We start from the raw sequence: 15927 nt of genomic DNA on the forward strand, positions 1-15927 counted from the left end.
CACGAATTTAATTTTATAAATTTACTTAGCAGTCACTAATTATTAATCTGTGAAGCAGTGGTTTTTTGACACGAATTACACGAATTGCATGAATGTATTATATTCATTTCAATTGATTTACAAATATAAAGTTGTGAAGAAGTGTTTTTTTTGACACGAATTGCACGAATTTTTATTTATAAATTTGTGAATCAGTGGTTGAAATTTTATAACTATGGAAGACCAAAAAACCTGGAACAGAAACCAAAAATGGTTGGAAGAAATTGAATTACTAAAATCCATTATCGAAAAAACGGAGTTGGTAGAAACGGTAAAATGGGGCGGTATTGTTTATACTTGGAACAACCGCAACATCATTGGAATTGGTGGATTTAAAGATTATTTCACCATTTGGTTTTTTAACGGTGTTTTTCTTTCAGATGAAAAAAAAGTATTGGTTAATGCCGGTGAAGGTGTGACGAAAGGATTACGCCAATGGCGATTTACTTCGAAAGAGGAAGTAAATGAAAAACTTGTCCTTCACTATGTGAATCAAGCCATAGAAAATGAAAAAAACGGACTTTCTATCAAGCCGGAAAAGAAAGAAGTAAAACCGTCAGACTTTTTTCTTACGCAATTGAACCAAAGTGCAGCATTGGTGGAAAAATTTAATTCCTTTTCTCCATACAAACAGAAAGAATTCATCGAATATATCGATTTGGCTAAGCAAGAAAAAACGAAACTTGACCGTTTTGAAAAAATAAAACCGATGCTTTTAGCAAACATCGGTTTAAATGATAAATATCGGAAATAATTATTTTTTCTCTACTAATTTAGCACTCATTTCCATTGAAATAGCTGAGCGTTCCATTTTGATTTTTCCGGCCATAGTTTCAATTACCACCGTACCTTCAGATAATTCAGCTACTTTTCCGTGAATTCCACTTTTAGTGATGATACGGTCGCCTACTTTTAGGTTATTTTCGAATTCTTTTTCTTGTTTGGCTCTTTTTTGTTGCGGACGAATCATGAAGAAATAAATCACCACGAACATCAACAAAAAAGGAAATAAAGACTGGATATTTTCCATTATAATTGAGTTATTGAGTTACAGTTGTTGTTTCTGCCGGTTTAGCTTTTGGCGTTACATTGGCTTTAATAGAAAGCACATCTCTACCGGTTACGGTATTGGCAGTAATGTTCACCGATTTTTGTTGCATTCCCGGTTTTCCGCCACTATCAAACGTAACTTTCATTTTACCTGATTTACCCGGTTTGATTGGTTCTTTTGGATAATCAGGAACGGTACAACCGCATGAACCGGAAGCATTGGTAATTAACAAATCAGCATCACCAGTATTGGTAAAGGTAAATACTGTTTCTACTTTATCACCTTCGTTAATTACGCCAAAATCGTGCTCTTTTTTGTTGAAAGTCATCACCGGATATTTACCGTCCACTTTGTTTTCAACCGATTGAACAGCTGCATTTGGTTCAGTATTTTCAATTGGAATACCTGCTTCGTTCACCATTTGTGGAGCATACATTTCAACATCTTTACTGTTGGGATCAACTTTTGATAAAGCATCTTCTTTTTTACAAGCCGTTACAGCTAAAAGTGCTGCAAAAGCGAAAGCATAAAACGAATTCTTTTTCATTTTCTTTAGTTTTAAATTTTACATTAAACCGCGTCCGGTCTTATTGAGTTTATTTGTTTTTTGATATTCTTTTACGAGGTTGTCTAAGATTCCATTGATGAAAATACTACTTTTTGGCGTAGCATATTCTTTGGCAATTTCCAAATATTCATTAATGGTTACTTTGATAGGAATGGATGGAAAACGCAAAAATTCACAAATCGCCATTTTCAACATGATGGTGTCGATTTCAGAAATACGTTCAGGGTCCCAATTAGGAGTTCGGTCTAAATATTCTTTGGCCAAATCCTGTTCGTTTAAAACCGTTTTACGGAATAAATCCTTTGCAAAGTCTTTGTCTTCCGCATCTTTGTATAAAGTTGGAATTCCTAAAATGAAAAGATTGCTTTCCTCCAAAGTTTTTAGCTGTTTCAAAAACATGGTATTCACCAAAGGAATATCATCCACCCATGTTAATCGGAAATCTTCAAGATAATCGAACAATTTATCGTTGGTAGCAATTACTTCTTCAAATAATTTCGCTACAAACTGCTTATCATCTTCAAAAGAATTTTCTTTACTAGCCAAATAATCTATGTATAACTTACTTTTTTTGGTTTCTTCCAACAACAACAAAATCATGTCATCGTTTTGTTTCCAGTTGATGATTTTGAATTTTTCAAGGTTATCGGCCAACAAGTTGTTTTTGTCTAACGAAACCAAGACACGATTTTTAATGAATTTTTTGTTTGGATTTTTATCCTTTTCGGTGGCAAGGTGTTTTTTGGCAGCAATTTCTAAAAATTCTTCCTCTTTTCTTCTGATTTCCATCAAAACGGAGACCATAATCAAGTATAAATTCTGAATGCTTTCTAAGCTGGAGAATAAAAATTTTTCCTCTTTTTCTAACTCTTCAGAACCACTTTGATGCATGGCATAAATCGTTTGTAGAATTTTAACGCGTATATGTCTTCTGTTTAACACTTGATAAGAACTTTTAAAAAATTAGTGACGCCCTAAAAAGAGCGTCACAAAAATAAGATTATTTATTGAAAAAAAAGGCAAAAATTATTTTCCGGCTTCTTTTTTACGTTGTTCAATTTTGTTTTGAGCAAAAGTTAACGCCGCTTGGTGCGTAGTCATATTGTTTTTAACCGCAAAATCTAAAATCTCTAAAGTAGTATTATAAATGTTTTCGGTTCTTCTCATAGCTTCTGCTTTGTCGTAATGCTCGATTTCAGCATAAACATTGATGATTCCACCTGCATTGATTAAGAAATCAGGAGCATATAAAATACCTCTTTCTTGTAAAATTTTACCGTGCACATTTTCATTTGCCAACTGATTATTAGCTGCTCCCGCCACAATTGAAGCATTCAATTTATAAATGGTTTCATCGTTGATGGTTGCACCCAACGCACAAGGAGCGTAGATATCAACCTCAGCACTATATAAATCTGGCCCATTGAACACTTTTGCACCATATTTTGCTCCCATTTCATTTAAACGAGCTTCATTAATATCCGCAATGGTTACAATTGCACCTTCTTTTGTTAAGTAATCTACCAATGTTTCACCTACGTGACCGATTCCTTGAACCAACACTTTTTTACCGGCCAACACATCTGAACCGTATTTGAATTTAGCCGCTGCTTTCATTCCCATATATACACCATAGGCCGTAACAGGAGAAGGATTTCCGCTTCCACCTCTCGATTCTGAAATTCCGGTAACATAAGGAGTCACATCACGAACGGTGTCCATGTCTTCTGTTTGCATCCCTACATCTTCAGCCGTGATATATTTTCCGCTAAGCGAATGCACAAACTCACCAAATTTACGCATCAATTCAGGTGTTTTTTGTGTTTTAGCATCTCCAATGATAACAGCTTTTCCACCCCCTAAATTAAGACCTGTAATAGCAGATTTAAATGTCATCCCACGAGATAAACGCAATACATCGTTCAATGCTTCCCACTCGTTGGTATAATTCCACATTCGAGTTCCTCCTAAAGCCGGTCCTAAAACTGTGTTATGAATACCAATTATTGCTTTTAAACCAGTATCTTTGTCATTGCAAAAAACAATTTGCTCATGGTTATCAAATGATACTTGACCAAATACAGGATCCATTTTTTGTAGCTCTTTAGGAGTAGTAACTTCTGCTATCATAGTTAAAAATTTAAAAGTAAAAAATTATGACTTTGTCAAAAAGACCTAACAAAAGTAGAATATAATTTAAAAGAACGCAATTTAATTTCAAAATTTTAATAATACGTTAATAAAAAAGAAAAAGAATAAAATCGAAATTCATTTTATTATTCTCAATTATTTAACACATTTAAACACAATCATACCCCAATCTATAATTTGCCATGAAAGAATTACAGTATTTAAACAAATATTTCGTCAAATATAAGAACAGGTTTCTATTAGGAATTTTCATCACCATAGTGGCTCAAATCTTTTCGTTGTTTATTCCGAAATTAGTGAGTCATTCCATGAATATTATTGATGCTTATCTTAAAAATCCCACTTCAGATATTAGTTTTATTCGTAAAGAATTGCTCATTAGTTTAGGATTGATTTTAGGAGCAACGATAATTGCGGGTGTGCTGACTTTTTTAATGCGTCAAACCTTAATCGTCATGTCGCGTTATGTGGAATTTGACCTTAAAAATGAAGTCTTTCAACAATACGAACGTTTGAGTCAGCATTTTTATAAAAACAATCGCACCGGAGATTTGATGAACCGCATTTCGGAAGACGTAGGCAAAGTGCGAATGTATGTTGGACCAGCTGTAATGTACACCATCAACACCATTATTCGTTTTGTGATTGTTATTATTTATATGTACAATGTTTCGCCACAATTGACCTTATATACGCTATTACCCTTGCCACTTCTCTCCTATTTTATTTTTAAATTGAGTAAAGAAATCAACATTAGAAGCACCCGTTATCAGGAAAATTTATCCACCTTATCCAGTTTTACGCAAGAAATTTTCTCGGGTATTCGTGTGATAAAAGCCTATGCCTTAGAAAACCAAAACCATGATAAATTTGGTGAACTTTCGAATGAAAGCCGGGATAAAAATTTAAAATTATCGTATGTAAATGCGTTGTTTGGTCCGTTGATGATTTTATTGATTGGCTTGAGCAACCTTGTGGTAATTTATTTTGGCGGAATGATGTATATCAACGGAACCATTGCCAATATCGGAACCATTGCGGAGTTCATCTTGTATGTAAACATGCTTACTTGGCCGGTAGCTTCCATTGGATGGGTTTCTTCATTAGTACAAGAAGCGGAAGCCTCTCAAAAAAGGATAAACGAGTTTTTAAAGATTGAACCGGAGATTAAAAATAATTCTACAAAAGAAGAAGAAATTCATGGAACGATTGCCTTTAAAAATGTGAGTTACACCTATGAAGATACGCAAATTAAAGCCTTGAAGAACATTTCGTTTGAGATAAAAAAAGGAGAAACATTGGCTATTTTGGGTAAAACCGGTTCCGGAAAATCGACGATTCTTTCCTTGTTGTGTCGATTGTATGATATAAGTGAAGGAACAATATTAATGGATGGAAAACCACTTCATACGCTTAACTTAGAACGTTTACGAAACAGCATTGGTATTGTTCCACAAGATGCCTTTTTGTTTTCGGATTCCATTCAAAACAACATCAAATTCGGAAAAGAAACCGCTACTGATGAGGAAGTGAGAGACGCCGCAAAATTAGCTGTTGTGCATGACAACATCATACAGTTCAAAAACCAATATGATACAATTTTGGGTGAACGAGGTATTACCCTTTCAGGCGGACAAAAACAACGCGTATCGATTGCAAGAGCCTTATTAAAAAATCCCGATATTTTATTATTTGATGATTGTTTGTCAGCAGTAGATACCGAGACGGAAGAACAAATTTTAACGAATTTATTCCAATATTGCCAAAATAAAACCACTATTATTGTGAGTCATCGAGTATCTTCTGCCAAAAATGCGGATAAAATTATCATTTTAGAAGACGGTGAAATTATACAACAAGGTACTCATTTCCAATTATTAAATGAAGAAGGCTATTACAAAGAACTCTATTGGAAACAACTTTCTGAAAAAGAATTGTCATAATTTTTTTGCTATTTCAAATATTTTTTAGATTTTTGGTTCACTTACAACCTAAAATTTGAGCGAACGATTATGAGAGAAAATGACATGTTAGAAAAAGACGAAATTTTTTCTAAAGTTTTAAGAGCAGGAAGAAGAACCTATTTCTTCGATGTTAGAGCCACCAAAGCAGACGATTATTACATCACCATCACAGAAAGTAAAAAATTTACAGAAGAAGATGGTTCATTTCACTTCAAGAAACACAAAATTTATTTGTACAAAGAAGATTTTGTAGCTTTTAAGGAGATTTTAAACGAAATGACCGCTTATGTTTTGGATCATAAAGGTGAAGAAGTGATTTCTGAACGTCACCAAAAAGATTTCAAAAAAGAATATGAGTCAAATTCATCTGAAAACAGTGAAAGCACCAAAGGAAGTTTTACCGACATTGATTTTGATGACATTTAAAAAAGTATCCCTTCTGAAAAGAGGGGATTTTTTTTATCCAATTCGCAAACCATTTTCCACTTTTTTATCTGAAGAAAGTAAGATTACATTATTGTCTTTTCCCAGTGAACCCATTACTAAACATTCGCTCATCCAATTACCAATTTGTTTTTTAGGGAAATTAACCACGGCCACAATTTGTTTGCCGATTAACTCCTCTTTTGTATAGCATTGTGTGATTTGAGCAGAAGACTTTTTGACGCCTAATTCTTCCCCAAAATCAATCCATAAACGAAAAGCCGGTTTTCTGGCTTCCGGAAAATCCTGTGCATCGAGGATGGTACCGATACGCATTTCCACTTTTTCAAAATCTTCCCAATTAATCATAATCCTATCTTGATAAAAAAATAAACTCAAAAATAAGGGTATTTGTCGAAAAATTCATAACTTTCAACAAAACAAAATGCATTCTTATTATCATGGCTAATACTGAATCAACAATGATTCCTTTGGGTACGCTAGCACCCGATTTTAAACTGATGGATACCAATTCAAATGATGAATTTACATTTGCTGATGTAAAAGGAGAAAAAGGAACCCTTATCTTTTTCATTTGCAATCACTGTCCGTTTGTGCATCATGTCATGGAAGAAATTATCATGATAGCCAATGATTATCGCGTGCAAGGAATTGGAATGGCGGCTATTTCGAGTAATGATGCTTTGCAATATCCGCAAGATGGTCCGAAAATGATGACTGAATTTGCTTTTCAACATAAATTCGAATTTCCGTATTTATATGACGAAACTCAAGAAGTAGCCAAAGCGTATGATGCGGCTTGCACTCCGGATTTCTTTTTGTTCAACAATCGTAATCAATTGGTGTATCGTGGACAATTGGATGATTCTCGTCCCGGAAACGGTATCCCGTTAAGCGGAAGTGATTTGCGTGGTGCCATTGATAGTGTTTTGTATAATCGAATCGTAAATCCCGTTCAAAAACCAAGTATGGGATGTAATATAAAATGGAAAAAATAAATGGAAATTTTTCACCTTAGTGCTGAGTGTTATCCGGTAGCCAAAGTGGGCGGTTTAGGAGATGTGGTGGGTGCGTTACCAAAATATTTAAATAAATTAGGCCACTATGCCAAAGTGGTCATGCCCGGTTATGACAATAAATTTGCCAAAGAAAATGAATTTGATGTGATGCATCAAGGTCAATTGCGATTGGGGTATTTTGTGTTTACTTATACCATCTTAAAAGAAAAAACCAACAAACTCGGTTTTGAATTGTATTTAATTGCTATTCCTGAATTGTTTGACCGGCCGAATGTTTATTCCTATGAAGATGATACGGAGCGATTTACTGCTTTTCAAGTGGCTTTTTTAAATTGGCTAACCGAAACCAATCAAGTACCGGATATTGTGCATTGCCACGATCATCACACCGGATTGATTCCGTTTATGATGGCTCATGCACCGATTTATCAACAATTGAATCGTATTCCTACTGTTTTAACTATTCATAACGGACAATATCAAGGTTGGTTTGGTTTTGATAAATTGAATTATTTGCCTCAAGTCAGTTCGAGTCGTTTAGGCTTTTTAGAATGGAATGGCATTATCAATCCATTGGCTTCAGCCATAAAATGTGCATGGAAAGTCACCACCGTTTCACCCAGTTATTTAGATGAATTGAGTGAAAAAGCAAACGGTTTAGAAAATTTATTACGATTTGAACGTCCGAAAAGTTTGGGCATCCTTAACGGAATTGATACTGAAGTGTGGAACCCGAACACGGATGAATTGTTGCCGCACACCTACTCTACCAAAAACTATAAAACCGGAAAAGCAAAAAACAAAGCGTACTTGTGTGAACAGTTTAATTTAGATCCTACCAAACCACTTTTCACCTTTATCGGACGGTTGGTTGGCGAAAAAGGAGCTGATTTATTACCCGAAATGTGTAGTATCGCTTTAAGTCGAAATCCCAACGAAATTAATATTTTGATTTTAGGTTCAGGTGATTCACATGTAGAACACCAATTGAGTCAATTAAATCAGTTTTACCAAGGAAATTACAATGCTTACATTGGTTACAATGAAAAATTGGCCCACATTATTTATGCCGGAGCCGATTATCTATTGATGCCTTCCCGCGTTGAACCTTGTGGATTAAATCAATTATATGCGTTGCGGTATGGCACCATTCCAATTGTTAGAAGAACAGGAGGTTTGAAAGATACCGTGATAGACATTGGCGATGGTGGTTTTGGAATTTGTCATGATCAAACCAGTGTTTTTGATGTGAACCATTCCATTACTCGAGCAATTGATTTGTTTTATGACACCCAATTATTTGACCAAACTCGAAAAACAATTATGCAAATTGACCACTCTTGGGAAAAAGTGGCAGAAGAATATATAGCGGTTTACCAATCTTTAAAAAATTAGTTTTATGAATAAAAAAGAAGTTTTAGCCATTATTTTGGGAGGTGGACAAGGTTCACGATTGTATCCGTTGACGGAAAGTCGTTCAAAACCGGCAGTGCCGATTGCCGGAAAATATCGTTTAGTTGATATTCCGATTTCCAATTGTATCAATTCCGATATTAAACGAATGTTTGTATTGACACAATTCAACTCCGCTTCGTTGAATCAACACATTAAAAACACCTACCATTTTAGTTATTTTAGTACCGCTTTTGTGGATATTTTAGCCGCTGAACAAACACCTGACAACCCCACTTGGTTTCAAGGAACTGCCGATGCGGTAAGGCAATGTATGCAACACTTTTTGAATCACGAATTTGATTATGCGTTGATTTTATCCGGTGACCAATTGTATCAAATGGATTTTAACCACATGATTACAGCTCATCAACAAAGTGGTGCTGCTATTACCATTGCTACTTTACCGGTAAGTGCAAAAGAAGCCCCTGAATTTGGTATCTTAAAAACCGATGAAAATAGTTGGATTACATCATTCATCGAAAAACCAAAGGCAGATTTATTACCCCAATGGACATCGGATGTGAGTGAAGAAATGCAACAAGAAGGAAGACATTATCTGGCTTCAATGGGTATTTATATTTTTAATCGGGATTTGTTGATTGATTTAATGAACAATCCGGATACGAAAGATTTTGGAAAAGAAATTATTCCACAAGCGATAGGTCACCAAAAAGTATTAAGTTATCAATACGAAGGATACTGGACGGATATTGGAAATATTGATTCCTTTTTTGAAGCGAATTTAGGTTTAACAGATGATATTCCAAAATTCAATTTATTTGATAACAGTAGTAAAATTTACACCCGTGCTAGGGTTTTACCTCCAGGAAAAATATTAGGGAAAACTACAGTAGAACAATCTATTGTTGCGGAAGGTTGTATTATTAATTCAGCTACTATTGAACATTCAGTAGTTGGGATTCGTTCGCGAATAGATGAAGGAACATTGGTAAAAAATTCCTATATTATGGGTAGTGATTACTACCAGAATTTAGATGAACTAAACCATAATATCGCTCACAATATCAAGAACATAGGAATTGGAAAAAGATGTTTTATCCACAATACCATAGTAGATAAAAATTGTAGAATCGGGAATGATGTGTACTTGAATGGTGGCAAACATTTAGAAGATGTAAACACGAAACTATACACCATTAAGGAAGGGATTATCGTCATCAAAAAAGGAGCTGAAATTCCGGATGGATTTAGAATAGAATAATTGAAAAAGCCGTTGAACAAAAAATCAACGGCTTTGTTTTTTTTCTAAAATCACATCAATTGGTCGATTCGTTCTGGGTCCGAATTGTTGTGCTTGCCGTTCGTTTTCTGAAGAACACAAAATATACATGTTGAAAGGGTACAATTGAATGATTTGTGTTTCAAACCAACCACCATTTTCTTCTCCGTCTATGTCTTCAATTTTTACTGAAAAACTGTCTGCTAAAAAAGTATTGACTACTGATAGCAAGTAATTATCTTTAGCAAAAGGAAAAAACCATTTGGCATCAGGATCATCGTTGTGTACTTTTTCTCCGGCTTTGTTGAGTTTATAATTGGGAGTAAAAAGTAAAGGTTTATTATTGTTTACCCAACTCCAACGGTTGTTTTTATTGATAACTTCGTTGCCAACACTATCAACAATGGTAATTCGAAGATTTTTTATGTTTTCTTTTTTCCCTTTTTCATGCACATTCACTACTAAATAAGAAGTAAAATCATAGCCACAATGCGGTGCATTGATGATTTGAGCATTCAATGAGCCGGTTAATAGCAGAAAAAAGATAAAAAAGTATCTCATTATTTTGTTGATGTGGTAAAGATAAGAAAGCAAAAGTTATTCCAAAATCAATTTAAAAAACGAAATCATATACTGCCTGCGTTGCAGGAGATTTCTATTTCGACTTCGTCATCTTGCGAAATGACAAAAGTAGTGCAAAAAAAAGCACTCATTTCAGAATGCTTTTTTTAAATATGAAGTTAAAATCTCTTTTTACTTATTTCACTCCCATCAATTCCACATCAAAAATCAATGTTGCATCGGGTGGAATAACTCCACCTGCTCCACGAGAACCGTAGCCTAAATAGGATGGAATCACAAAACGAGCTTTGTCGCCTACTTGTAATAATTGAATTCCTTCGTCCCAACCTTCAATTACATGACCCATTCCTAGAGGAAAATCGATGGGTTGTTTACGTTTATAGGAAGAATCGAATACCATTCCGTTTTCTAGTGAACCTGAATAATGTACAGAAACCGTTTTCCCTTTTTCAGCTTGTTTCCCGTTTCCTTTTTGGATGATTTTATAACGTAAACCGCTTTCAGTTTTTTCAAAACCGGCTGCTAATTTTTCTAATGCTTCTTCTGCTTTTGCTTTTTCTTCGGCAATTCTTTTTTCACGAGAGCCTTCAAAGGTTCTAAACGCTTCGATGGCATTCCATTTTTGAGCTTCCTCACCTACTCTTACAATTTCTAGCGTTTCTAACACATCACCTTGAGCAATAGCATCTACCACATCTTGCCCTTCTACTACATTTCCAAAAACGGAATGTTTTTTGTCTAACCATGGTGTTGCCACGTGTGTGATAAAAAATTGAGACCCATTAGAACCCGGTCCGGCATTCGCCATGGATAAAACTCCTGGACCATCATGACGTAAATCAGGGTGGAATTCATCATCAAATTGATAACCCGGTCCGCCTGTTCCAATTCCTTGTGGACAACCGCCTTGAATCATAAAATCTGAAATCACTCGGTGAAATTTCAAACCGTCATAATAAGGTTTTCCCATTGGTTTAGCCTCATTTTCTAATTGACCTTCAGCTAAACCTACAAAGTTTCCTACTGTACCAGGTGTTTTATCGTGCGTTAATTTGACTAAAATTGTCCCTTTTGAGGTATTGAATTTAGCGTAAATTCCGTTTTCCATTTTGTTTTTTTATTTTAATTGAGGTGCAAATTTACAGTTTTCTGATGGAATTTCATCCTCAAAATAGAATGAGAACCATTTTGAAAAATAATTCTTTATCGATTTGAATAGTCTTCCATTTCCAAGTCTTTATCAAACGGACTTTTCGTAAATGGGTAAATCGCTTGTTTCACATATCCTTTCGGAAAGTTTGCTTCTAGTAAACCCGTATCTTTTGGCCATTCATTTTCCGGTAAATAATAAGTGCCAAACATTTTATCGATAAAAGGAAAAATTGTTGCAAAATTCTTTCCATAATAATTCGGATCTTTACAATGGTGCCAATGATGGTATTGAGGTGTCGCAAAAATATATTTCAAAAAACCAAAATTAATACGGGTATTAGCATGAATTAAAACCGCATGAATAGCCATAAAAACAACATAAACACTAAATGTAATTGTTGAAAATCCAAATACATAAAGTGGAATAAAAGCCATCGAACGGGTAACAAAAATATCTACAAAATGCGTTCTGGAACCGGCTAACCAATCCATGTTTTCCGTAGAATGATGAATGGAATGAAAACGCCATAAAAAATGATGCGTATGAAAAAATCGATGTGTCCAATATTGAAATAAATCAGCAATAAAAAAGGCAAAAAACAATTCAATCAAAAACGGTAAATTTTGCACCCAAGCCTGTAGTTCTGATAATCCTATCCATCCGAAAAAAAGTTTCGCCGGTTGTTGGGTAATGATACCAAAAAACTGAACTAACAAATGACTTACGGTGAAATAAATTAAATCAGTTCTCCATTCTTCATGAAAGGTTTTCTGATCTTTTCGTTTTGGGAAAACCATTTCAATGGGTACGAAAATAATGGCCATCAAAAACAAATCGAGTAATAACCAGTCTAAACCAATATACCATTTAGAACCATTTACTATAGAAGGAGCAACATTAAATCCGCCCGTAACAATAGCCATTACGCAAAAAAGAATACCAATTAACGCCCACTTTTTGTTTCGGCTTACCATTAAACTAATTACGCCAAAAAAGAAAGAAGCTACAATACAAGCTGTTAAAAGAATTTTCATCGATTCACCAGTGTACACTTCTCTAAACTCAGGAGTAGTTAACCATTCCGGATATTTAAAACATAAAACACCCAAAAAGGACAAAATACCCAAAAAAATGGATGTATATCCGCTTATGTAACCTTTACCAAAATCTAAATTTTCTTTTACTTCCATATTGTACAGAATTTATGACTGCCAAAAATAATTATTTATGGTTTAAAAACAACCTGATTAAAAGTTAGTATTTTTACATCCTAAAAAACTAGTATGCGAATTGATATCATCACCGTTTTACCAGAATTATTGCGAAGTCCGTTTGAAGCTTCTATTCTTAAGCGAGCCATAGACAAAGGTTTGGTGGAAGTTCACTTGCACAATTTGCGTGATTATTCTACTAACAAACAAAAAAGTGTGGATGACTATCAATTTGGCGGTGGTGCCGGAATGGTAATGACGATTCAGCCTATAGACGATTGTATCAGCCAACTCAAAAGTGAACGCCATTACGATGAAGTGATTTACATGACTCCGGATGGTGAAACATTAAATCAAAAAATGGCGAATTCGATGTCGCTTTTAAAAAATATCATCATTCTTTGTGGACATTATAAAGGTGTAGATCAACGTGTTCGTGATCATTTCATCACGAAAGAAATTTCGATTGGCGACTTTGTGCTTTCCGGAGGGGAATTAGGTGCTGCCGTCTTAAGTGATGCGATTATTCGATTGATTCCGGGTGTTTTGAGCAATGAAACCTCGGCTTTGACCGATAGTTTTCAGGATAATTTGTTGTCGGGACCCATTTATACTCGTCCGGCTGAATACAAAGGTTGGAAAGTACCCGACGTTCTATTAAGCGGAAATTTTGCCGAAATCGATAAATGGCGGGAAAACCAATCGTATGAACATACGAAAAACAGACGTCCGGATTTGTTGGAGGAATAAATTCAGTAAGTAGTTGGTTAGAAGTAAAGTAAATTGTGTAAATTTGACTTAACTAACCTTTACCAATATGAAAAATGTAACCATTGAAATCAAGTGGGCCATCTTCTTTTCTTTGATGACCTTGGCTTGGATGTTTTTAGAAAAAATTTCCGGCTTACACAGTACGTACATTGATTATCATCTCTATTTGACCAATCTATTTGCTATTCCGGCGATTTGGATGATGGTTTTAGCTTTGAAAGACAAGAAGAAAAATTTCTATCACGGACAAATGTCTTACACACAAGGCTTGGTATCCGGAATTATTTTATCTGTTTTTATTGCATTGATTAGTCCACTAACGCAGTGGGTCATTAGTTATGTCATCACACCGGAGTATTTCCCAAATGTAATTAAACGCTCCGTTGAGATTGGTTATTTTGCTACTACAGAAGAAGCAGAAGCACAATTTAATTATCCTAATTACGCTAAACAAAGTGCAATTGGCTCACTGGTTATGGGTATTTTAACCACCGTAATTGCCATGCTATTCCTTCAAACAAAAAATAAGGGATAATTACATGTTTTGCGTGTAGAAGTTATAATCTTTTAAAACCGTTCGAATAAAATCAGTATCGTTACCGGAAGTATTTTTGATTCCGGTAACTTGTTCTATTTTGGTGCGAAGTTTTATCAACGTCGCATAATCTCTTTTGGCAACCGCTATATTAAAGGTTTCTTTAATGATTCGAGCATCATTATCACTTAATTTGATAACCAAAGGATACGTAGGCACATATGCTTGATCAATTTCTTCCAAAATAGTGTGGTTGATGTTGATGTTGTTTTTTAGACTGATAACCGCTGTACCGGCAGTCATATCGCCCAATCGTTGTGTTTTTGAACTGGTGATTAACGCAATTAAACCAATCGCACCACTACTCAAATTAATATCAATAATTCTGAACAACCATCGAATTAAGTAATCTCCAAAGGTAGCTTGATAACCATCAATTTTGACAACTTTGATTTTCATCAATCGTTTGCCGATGGTTTGTCCTTCCAATAAACTTTCAAATAATAAAGAATAAAAAATAACAGGTGAATAGATTACTATTACAATGGCAAAATACGACCAGGTATCCAATCCAAACATCCTTTCATTGAACCCTAAGGAGTAGAAAAATATTCCCCAAACCACAATTGAATAGGCAATTTTTACCAATAAATCCAATAAATAACCCAGCATTCTGTGCCCAACAGTAGCAGCGGTAAAATTTATCGTAACATTTTGTGTAGTGGTTATGGATAATTCTGACATATTTTATATTTTAGCAAACGATGAGAGAAGTTGCGTTCATAAAGCAAAATAAAGCAAAATGGCTTGAATTTGAACAAGCTATTTTTGGTAAAGCTAAAAAAAATCCTGATGAAATGGCTAGTTTGTATATCCATTTGGTCAATGATTTGTCGTATGCACAAACGTATTACCCTAAAAGTAAGACGGTTGTGTACCTCAACTACCTCGCTTCACAAATTTATCAAAAGATTTATAAAACCAAGCGAACAGAGCAAAATAGAGTGGTTTATTTTTTTTCCACCGAAGTTCCTTTGATTGTTTATGAATACCGAAGATACTTGGTATATGCATTTGTATTGTTCTTTTTTTGCACGGGAATCGGCGTTTTATCTGCAAAATATGATATTGATTTTGTTCGTTTGATTTTAGGTGATCAATATGTCAACATGACGCTTGAGAACATCAAAAACGGAAATCCGGTTGCTGTTTATAAAAGTGGAAGTAATTGGGGCGGATTTATTGCTATTACCATGAATAACTTGTACGTAGGTGCCCAATGCTTCATTTGGGGCGTCTTTTTGGGAATCGGAACATTTTACATCATGTTGCAAAACTGTATTATGTTGGGTTCATTCCAATATTTCTTTTACCAAGAAGGAGTTTTTTGGGAAAGTGTTCGCGGTATTTGGATTCACGGTTCCATGGAAATTTTTGCCATTGTAATTGAAACCGCTGCCGGTTTTATGTTGGGAGCTTCCATTCTTTTCCCGAAAACCTATTCTAGGATGAATTCCTTTAAAATAGGATTTAAAAACGGTTTAAAAATATTTTTAAGTACGATTCCTTTTACTATTGCAGCCGGATTTTTAGAAGGATTCGTCACCCGATATGCCTTGGAAATGCCCTATTGGTTGAATGTCATCATCATTTTAGGAACATTGAGTATGATTTCATTTTATTTCCTCGTATTTCCATTTATTGTAAACAAAAAAATGAAATCCGTTACTTTAAAAACTTAAGA

Annotated in this window: 18 protein-coding genes; 9 read left to right on the forward strand and 9 right to left on the reverse strand. The window is 34.7% G+C overall.

Annotated features, from left to right (window positions below; all coding sequences use genetic code 11):
* Positions 1 to 214 precede the first annotated feature (214 nt).
* Complete coding sequence (locus H601_RS0111395; RefSeq protein ID WP_026711640.1) at positions 215 to 793, forward strand: YdeI/OmpD-associated family protein; 579 nt, start codon at positions 215 to 217, stop codon at positions 791 to 793.
* On the opposite strand, the gene yajC is transcribed toward H601_RS0111395, so the two are convergent.
* From yajC to H601_RS0111415, 4 genes are all read right to left on the reverse strand, one after another.
* The gene (gene yajC, locus H601_RS0111400) at positions 794 to 1069 is read right to left on the reverse strand and encodes a preprotein translocase subunit YajC (RefSeq protein ID WP_026711641.1); all 276 of its coding nucleotides are present in this window, start codon (positions 1067 to 1069) and stop codon (positions 794 to 796) included.
* Between the two features lie 10 nt (positions 1070 to 1079).
* The gene (locus H601_RS0111405) at positions 1080 to 1637 is read right to left on the reverse strand and encodes a DUF1573 domain-containing protein (RefSeq protein ID WP_026711642.1); all 558 of its coding nucleotides are present in this window, start codon (positions 1635 to 1637) and stop codon (positions 1080 to 1082) included.
* Between the two features lie 18 nt (positions 1638 to 1655).
* The gene (locus H601_RS0111410; RefSeq protein ID WP_026711643.1) at positions 1656 to 2600 is read right to left on the reverse strand and encodes a transcription antitermination protein NusB; all 945 of its coding nucleotides are present in this window, start codon (positions 2598 to 2600) and stop codon (positions 1656 to 1658) included.
* An 84-nt stretch (positions 2601 to 2684) separates the two neighbouring features.
* Positions 2685 to 3788 (reverse strand): Glu/Leu/Phe/Val family dehydrogenase, encoded by a 1104-nt coding sequence (locus tag H601_RS0111415; protein WP_026711644.1) that lies wholly within the window; start codon positions 3786 to 3788, stop codon positions 2685 to 2687.
* 203 nt (positions 3789 to 3991) lie between these two features.
* On the opposite strand from H601_RS0111415, the gene H601_RS0111420 reads away from it, so the two are divergent.
* On the forward strand, positions 3992 to 5752 hold the full coding sequence (locus H601_RS0111420; protein ID WP_026711645.1) for an ABC transporter ATP-binding protein: 1761 nt from the start codon (positions 3992 to 3994) through the stop codon (positions 5750 to 5752).
* A 69-nt stretch (positions 5753 to 5821) separates the two neighbouring features.
* On the forward strand, positions 5822 to 6199 hold the full coding sequence (locus tag H601_RS0111425) for a PUR family DNA/RNA-binding protein (protein ID WP_026711646.1): 378 nt from the start codon (positions 5822 to 5824) through the stop codon (positions 6197 to 6199).
* Positions 6200 to 6232: 33 nt separating this feature from the next.
* On the opposite strand, the gene H601_RS0111430 is transcribed toward H601_RS0111425, so the two are convergent.
* A complete protein-coding gene (locus tag H601_RS0111430; protein ID WP_156900397.1) occupies positions 6233 to 6565 on the reverse strand; it encodes a tRNA-binding protein in 333 nt (110 codons plus the stop codon).
* Between the two features lie 92 nt (positions 6566 to 6657).
* On the opposite strand from H601_RS0111430, the gene H601_RS0111435 reads away from it, so the two are divergent.
* The 3 genes from H601_RS0111435 to H601_RS0111445 are packed head-to-tail and all read left to right on the forward strand — an operon-like array spanning position 6658 to position 9913.
* Positions 6658 to 7215, forward strand: coding sequence for a thioredoxin family protein (locus tag H601_RS0111435; protein ID WP_026711648.1), 558 nt, complete (start codon positions 6658 to 6660; stop codon positions 7213 to 7215).
* On the forward strand, positions 7216 to 8631 hold the full coding sequence (locus H601_RS0111440) for a glycogen synthase (protein ID WP_026711649.1): 1416 nt from the start codon (positions 7216 to 7218) through the stop codon (positions 8629 to 8631).
* Positions 8632 to 8635: 4 nt separating this feature from the next.
* Positions 8636 to 9913 carry a glucose-1-phosphate adenylyltransferase gene (locus H601_RS0111445; protein WP_026711650.1) on the forward strand — a complete coding sequence of 426 codons (1278 nt, stop codon included), beginning with the start codon at positions 8636 to 8638 and terminating at the stop codon, positions 9911 to 9913.
* A 24-nt stretch (positions 9914 to 9937) separates the two neighbouring features.
* Here the strand turns inward: H601_RS0111445 and H601_RS0111450 are convergent, their stop codons facing one another.
* The 3 genes from H601_RS0111450 to H601_RS0111460 form a co-directional block, all read right to left on the reverse strand.
* Positions 9938 to 10492, reverse strand: a complete 555-nt coding sequence (locus tag H601_RS0111450; RefSeq protein WP_026711651.1) for a hypothetical protein — start codon at positions 10490 to 10492, stop codon at positions 9938 to 9940.
* Positions 10493 to 10688: 196 nt separating this feature from the next.
* Entirely contained in the window at positions 10689 to 11621 is a 933-nt protein-coding gene (locus tag H601_RS0111455; protein ID WP_026711652.1) for a peptidylprolyl isomerase, read from the reverse strand.
* Positions 11622 to 11716: 95 nt separating this feature from the next.
* Positions 11717 to 12856: a sterol desaturase family protein gene (locus tag H601_RS0111460; protein ID WP_026711653.1), complete on the reverse strand. Its 1140-nt coding sequence runs from the start codon at positions 12854 to 12856 to the stop codon at positions 11717 to 11719.
* A gap of 93 nt (positions 12857 to 12949) precedes the next feature.
* Here H601_RS0111460 and trmD point away from each other — a divergent pair, with 93 nt between their 5' ends.
* A complete protein-coding gene (trmD, locus tag H601_RS0111465; protein WP_026711654.1) occupies positions 12950 to 13627 on the forward strand; it encodes a tRNA (guanosine(37)-N1)-methyltransferase TrmD in 678 nt (225 codons plus the stop codon).
* A 67-nt stretch (positions 13628 to 13694) separates the two neighbouring features.
* Positions 13695 to 14183 carry a DUF4199 domain-containing protein gene (locus H601_RS0111470; RefSeq protein ID WP_026711655.1) on the forward strand — a complete coding sequence of 163 codons (489 nt, stop codon included), beginning with the start codon at positions 13695 to 13697 and terminating at the stop codon, positions 14181 to 14183.
* On the opposite strand, the gene H601_RS0111475 is transcribed toward H601_RS0111470, so the two are convergent.
* Complete coding sequence (locus H601_RS0111475) at positions 14184 to 14927, reverse strand: RDD family protein (protein ID WP_026711656.1); 744 nt, start codon at positions 14925 to 14927, stop codon at positions 14184 to 14186.
* Between the two features lie 20 nt (positions 14928 to 14947).
* Between H601_RS0111475 and H601_RS0111480 the strand changes: the two genes are divergently transcribed.
* Complete coding sequence (locus tag H601_RS0111480) at positions 14948 to 15925, forward strand: stage II sporulation protein M (protein WP_026711657.1); 978 nt, start codon at positions 14948 to 14950, stop codon at positions 15923 to 15925.
* Positions 15926 to 15927 lie beyond the last annotated feature (2 nt).

The sequence above is a fragment of the Flavobacterium filum DSM 17961 genome (assembly GCF_000425465.1).
GTDB classification, from domain to species: Bacteria; Bacteroidota; Bacteroidia; order Flavobacteriales; family Flavobacteriaceae; genus Flavobacterium; species Flavobacterium filum.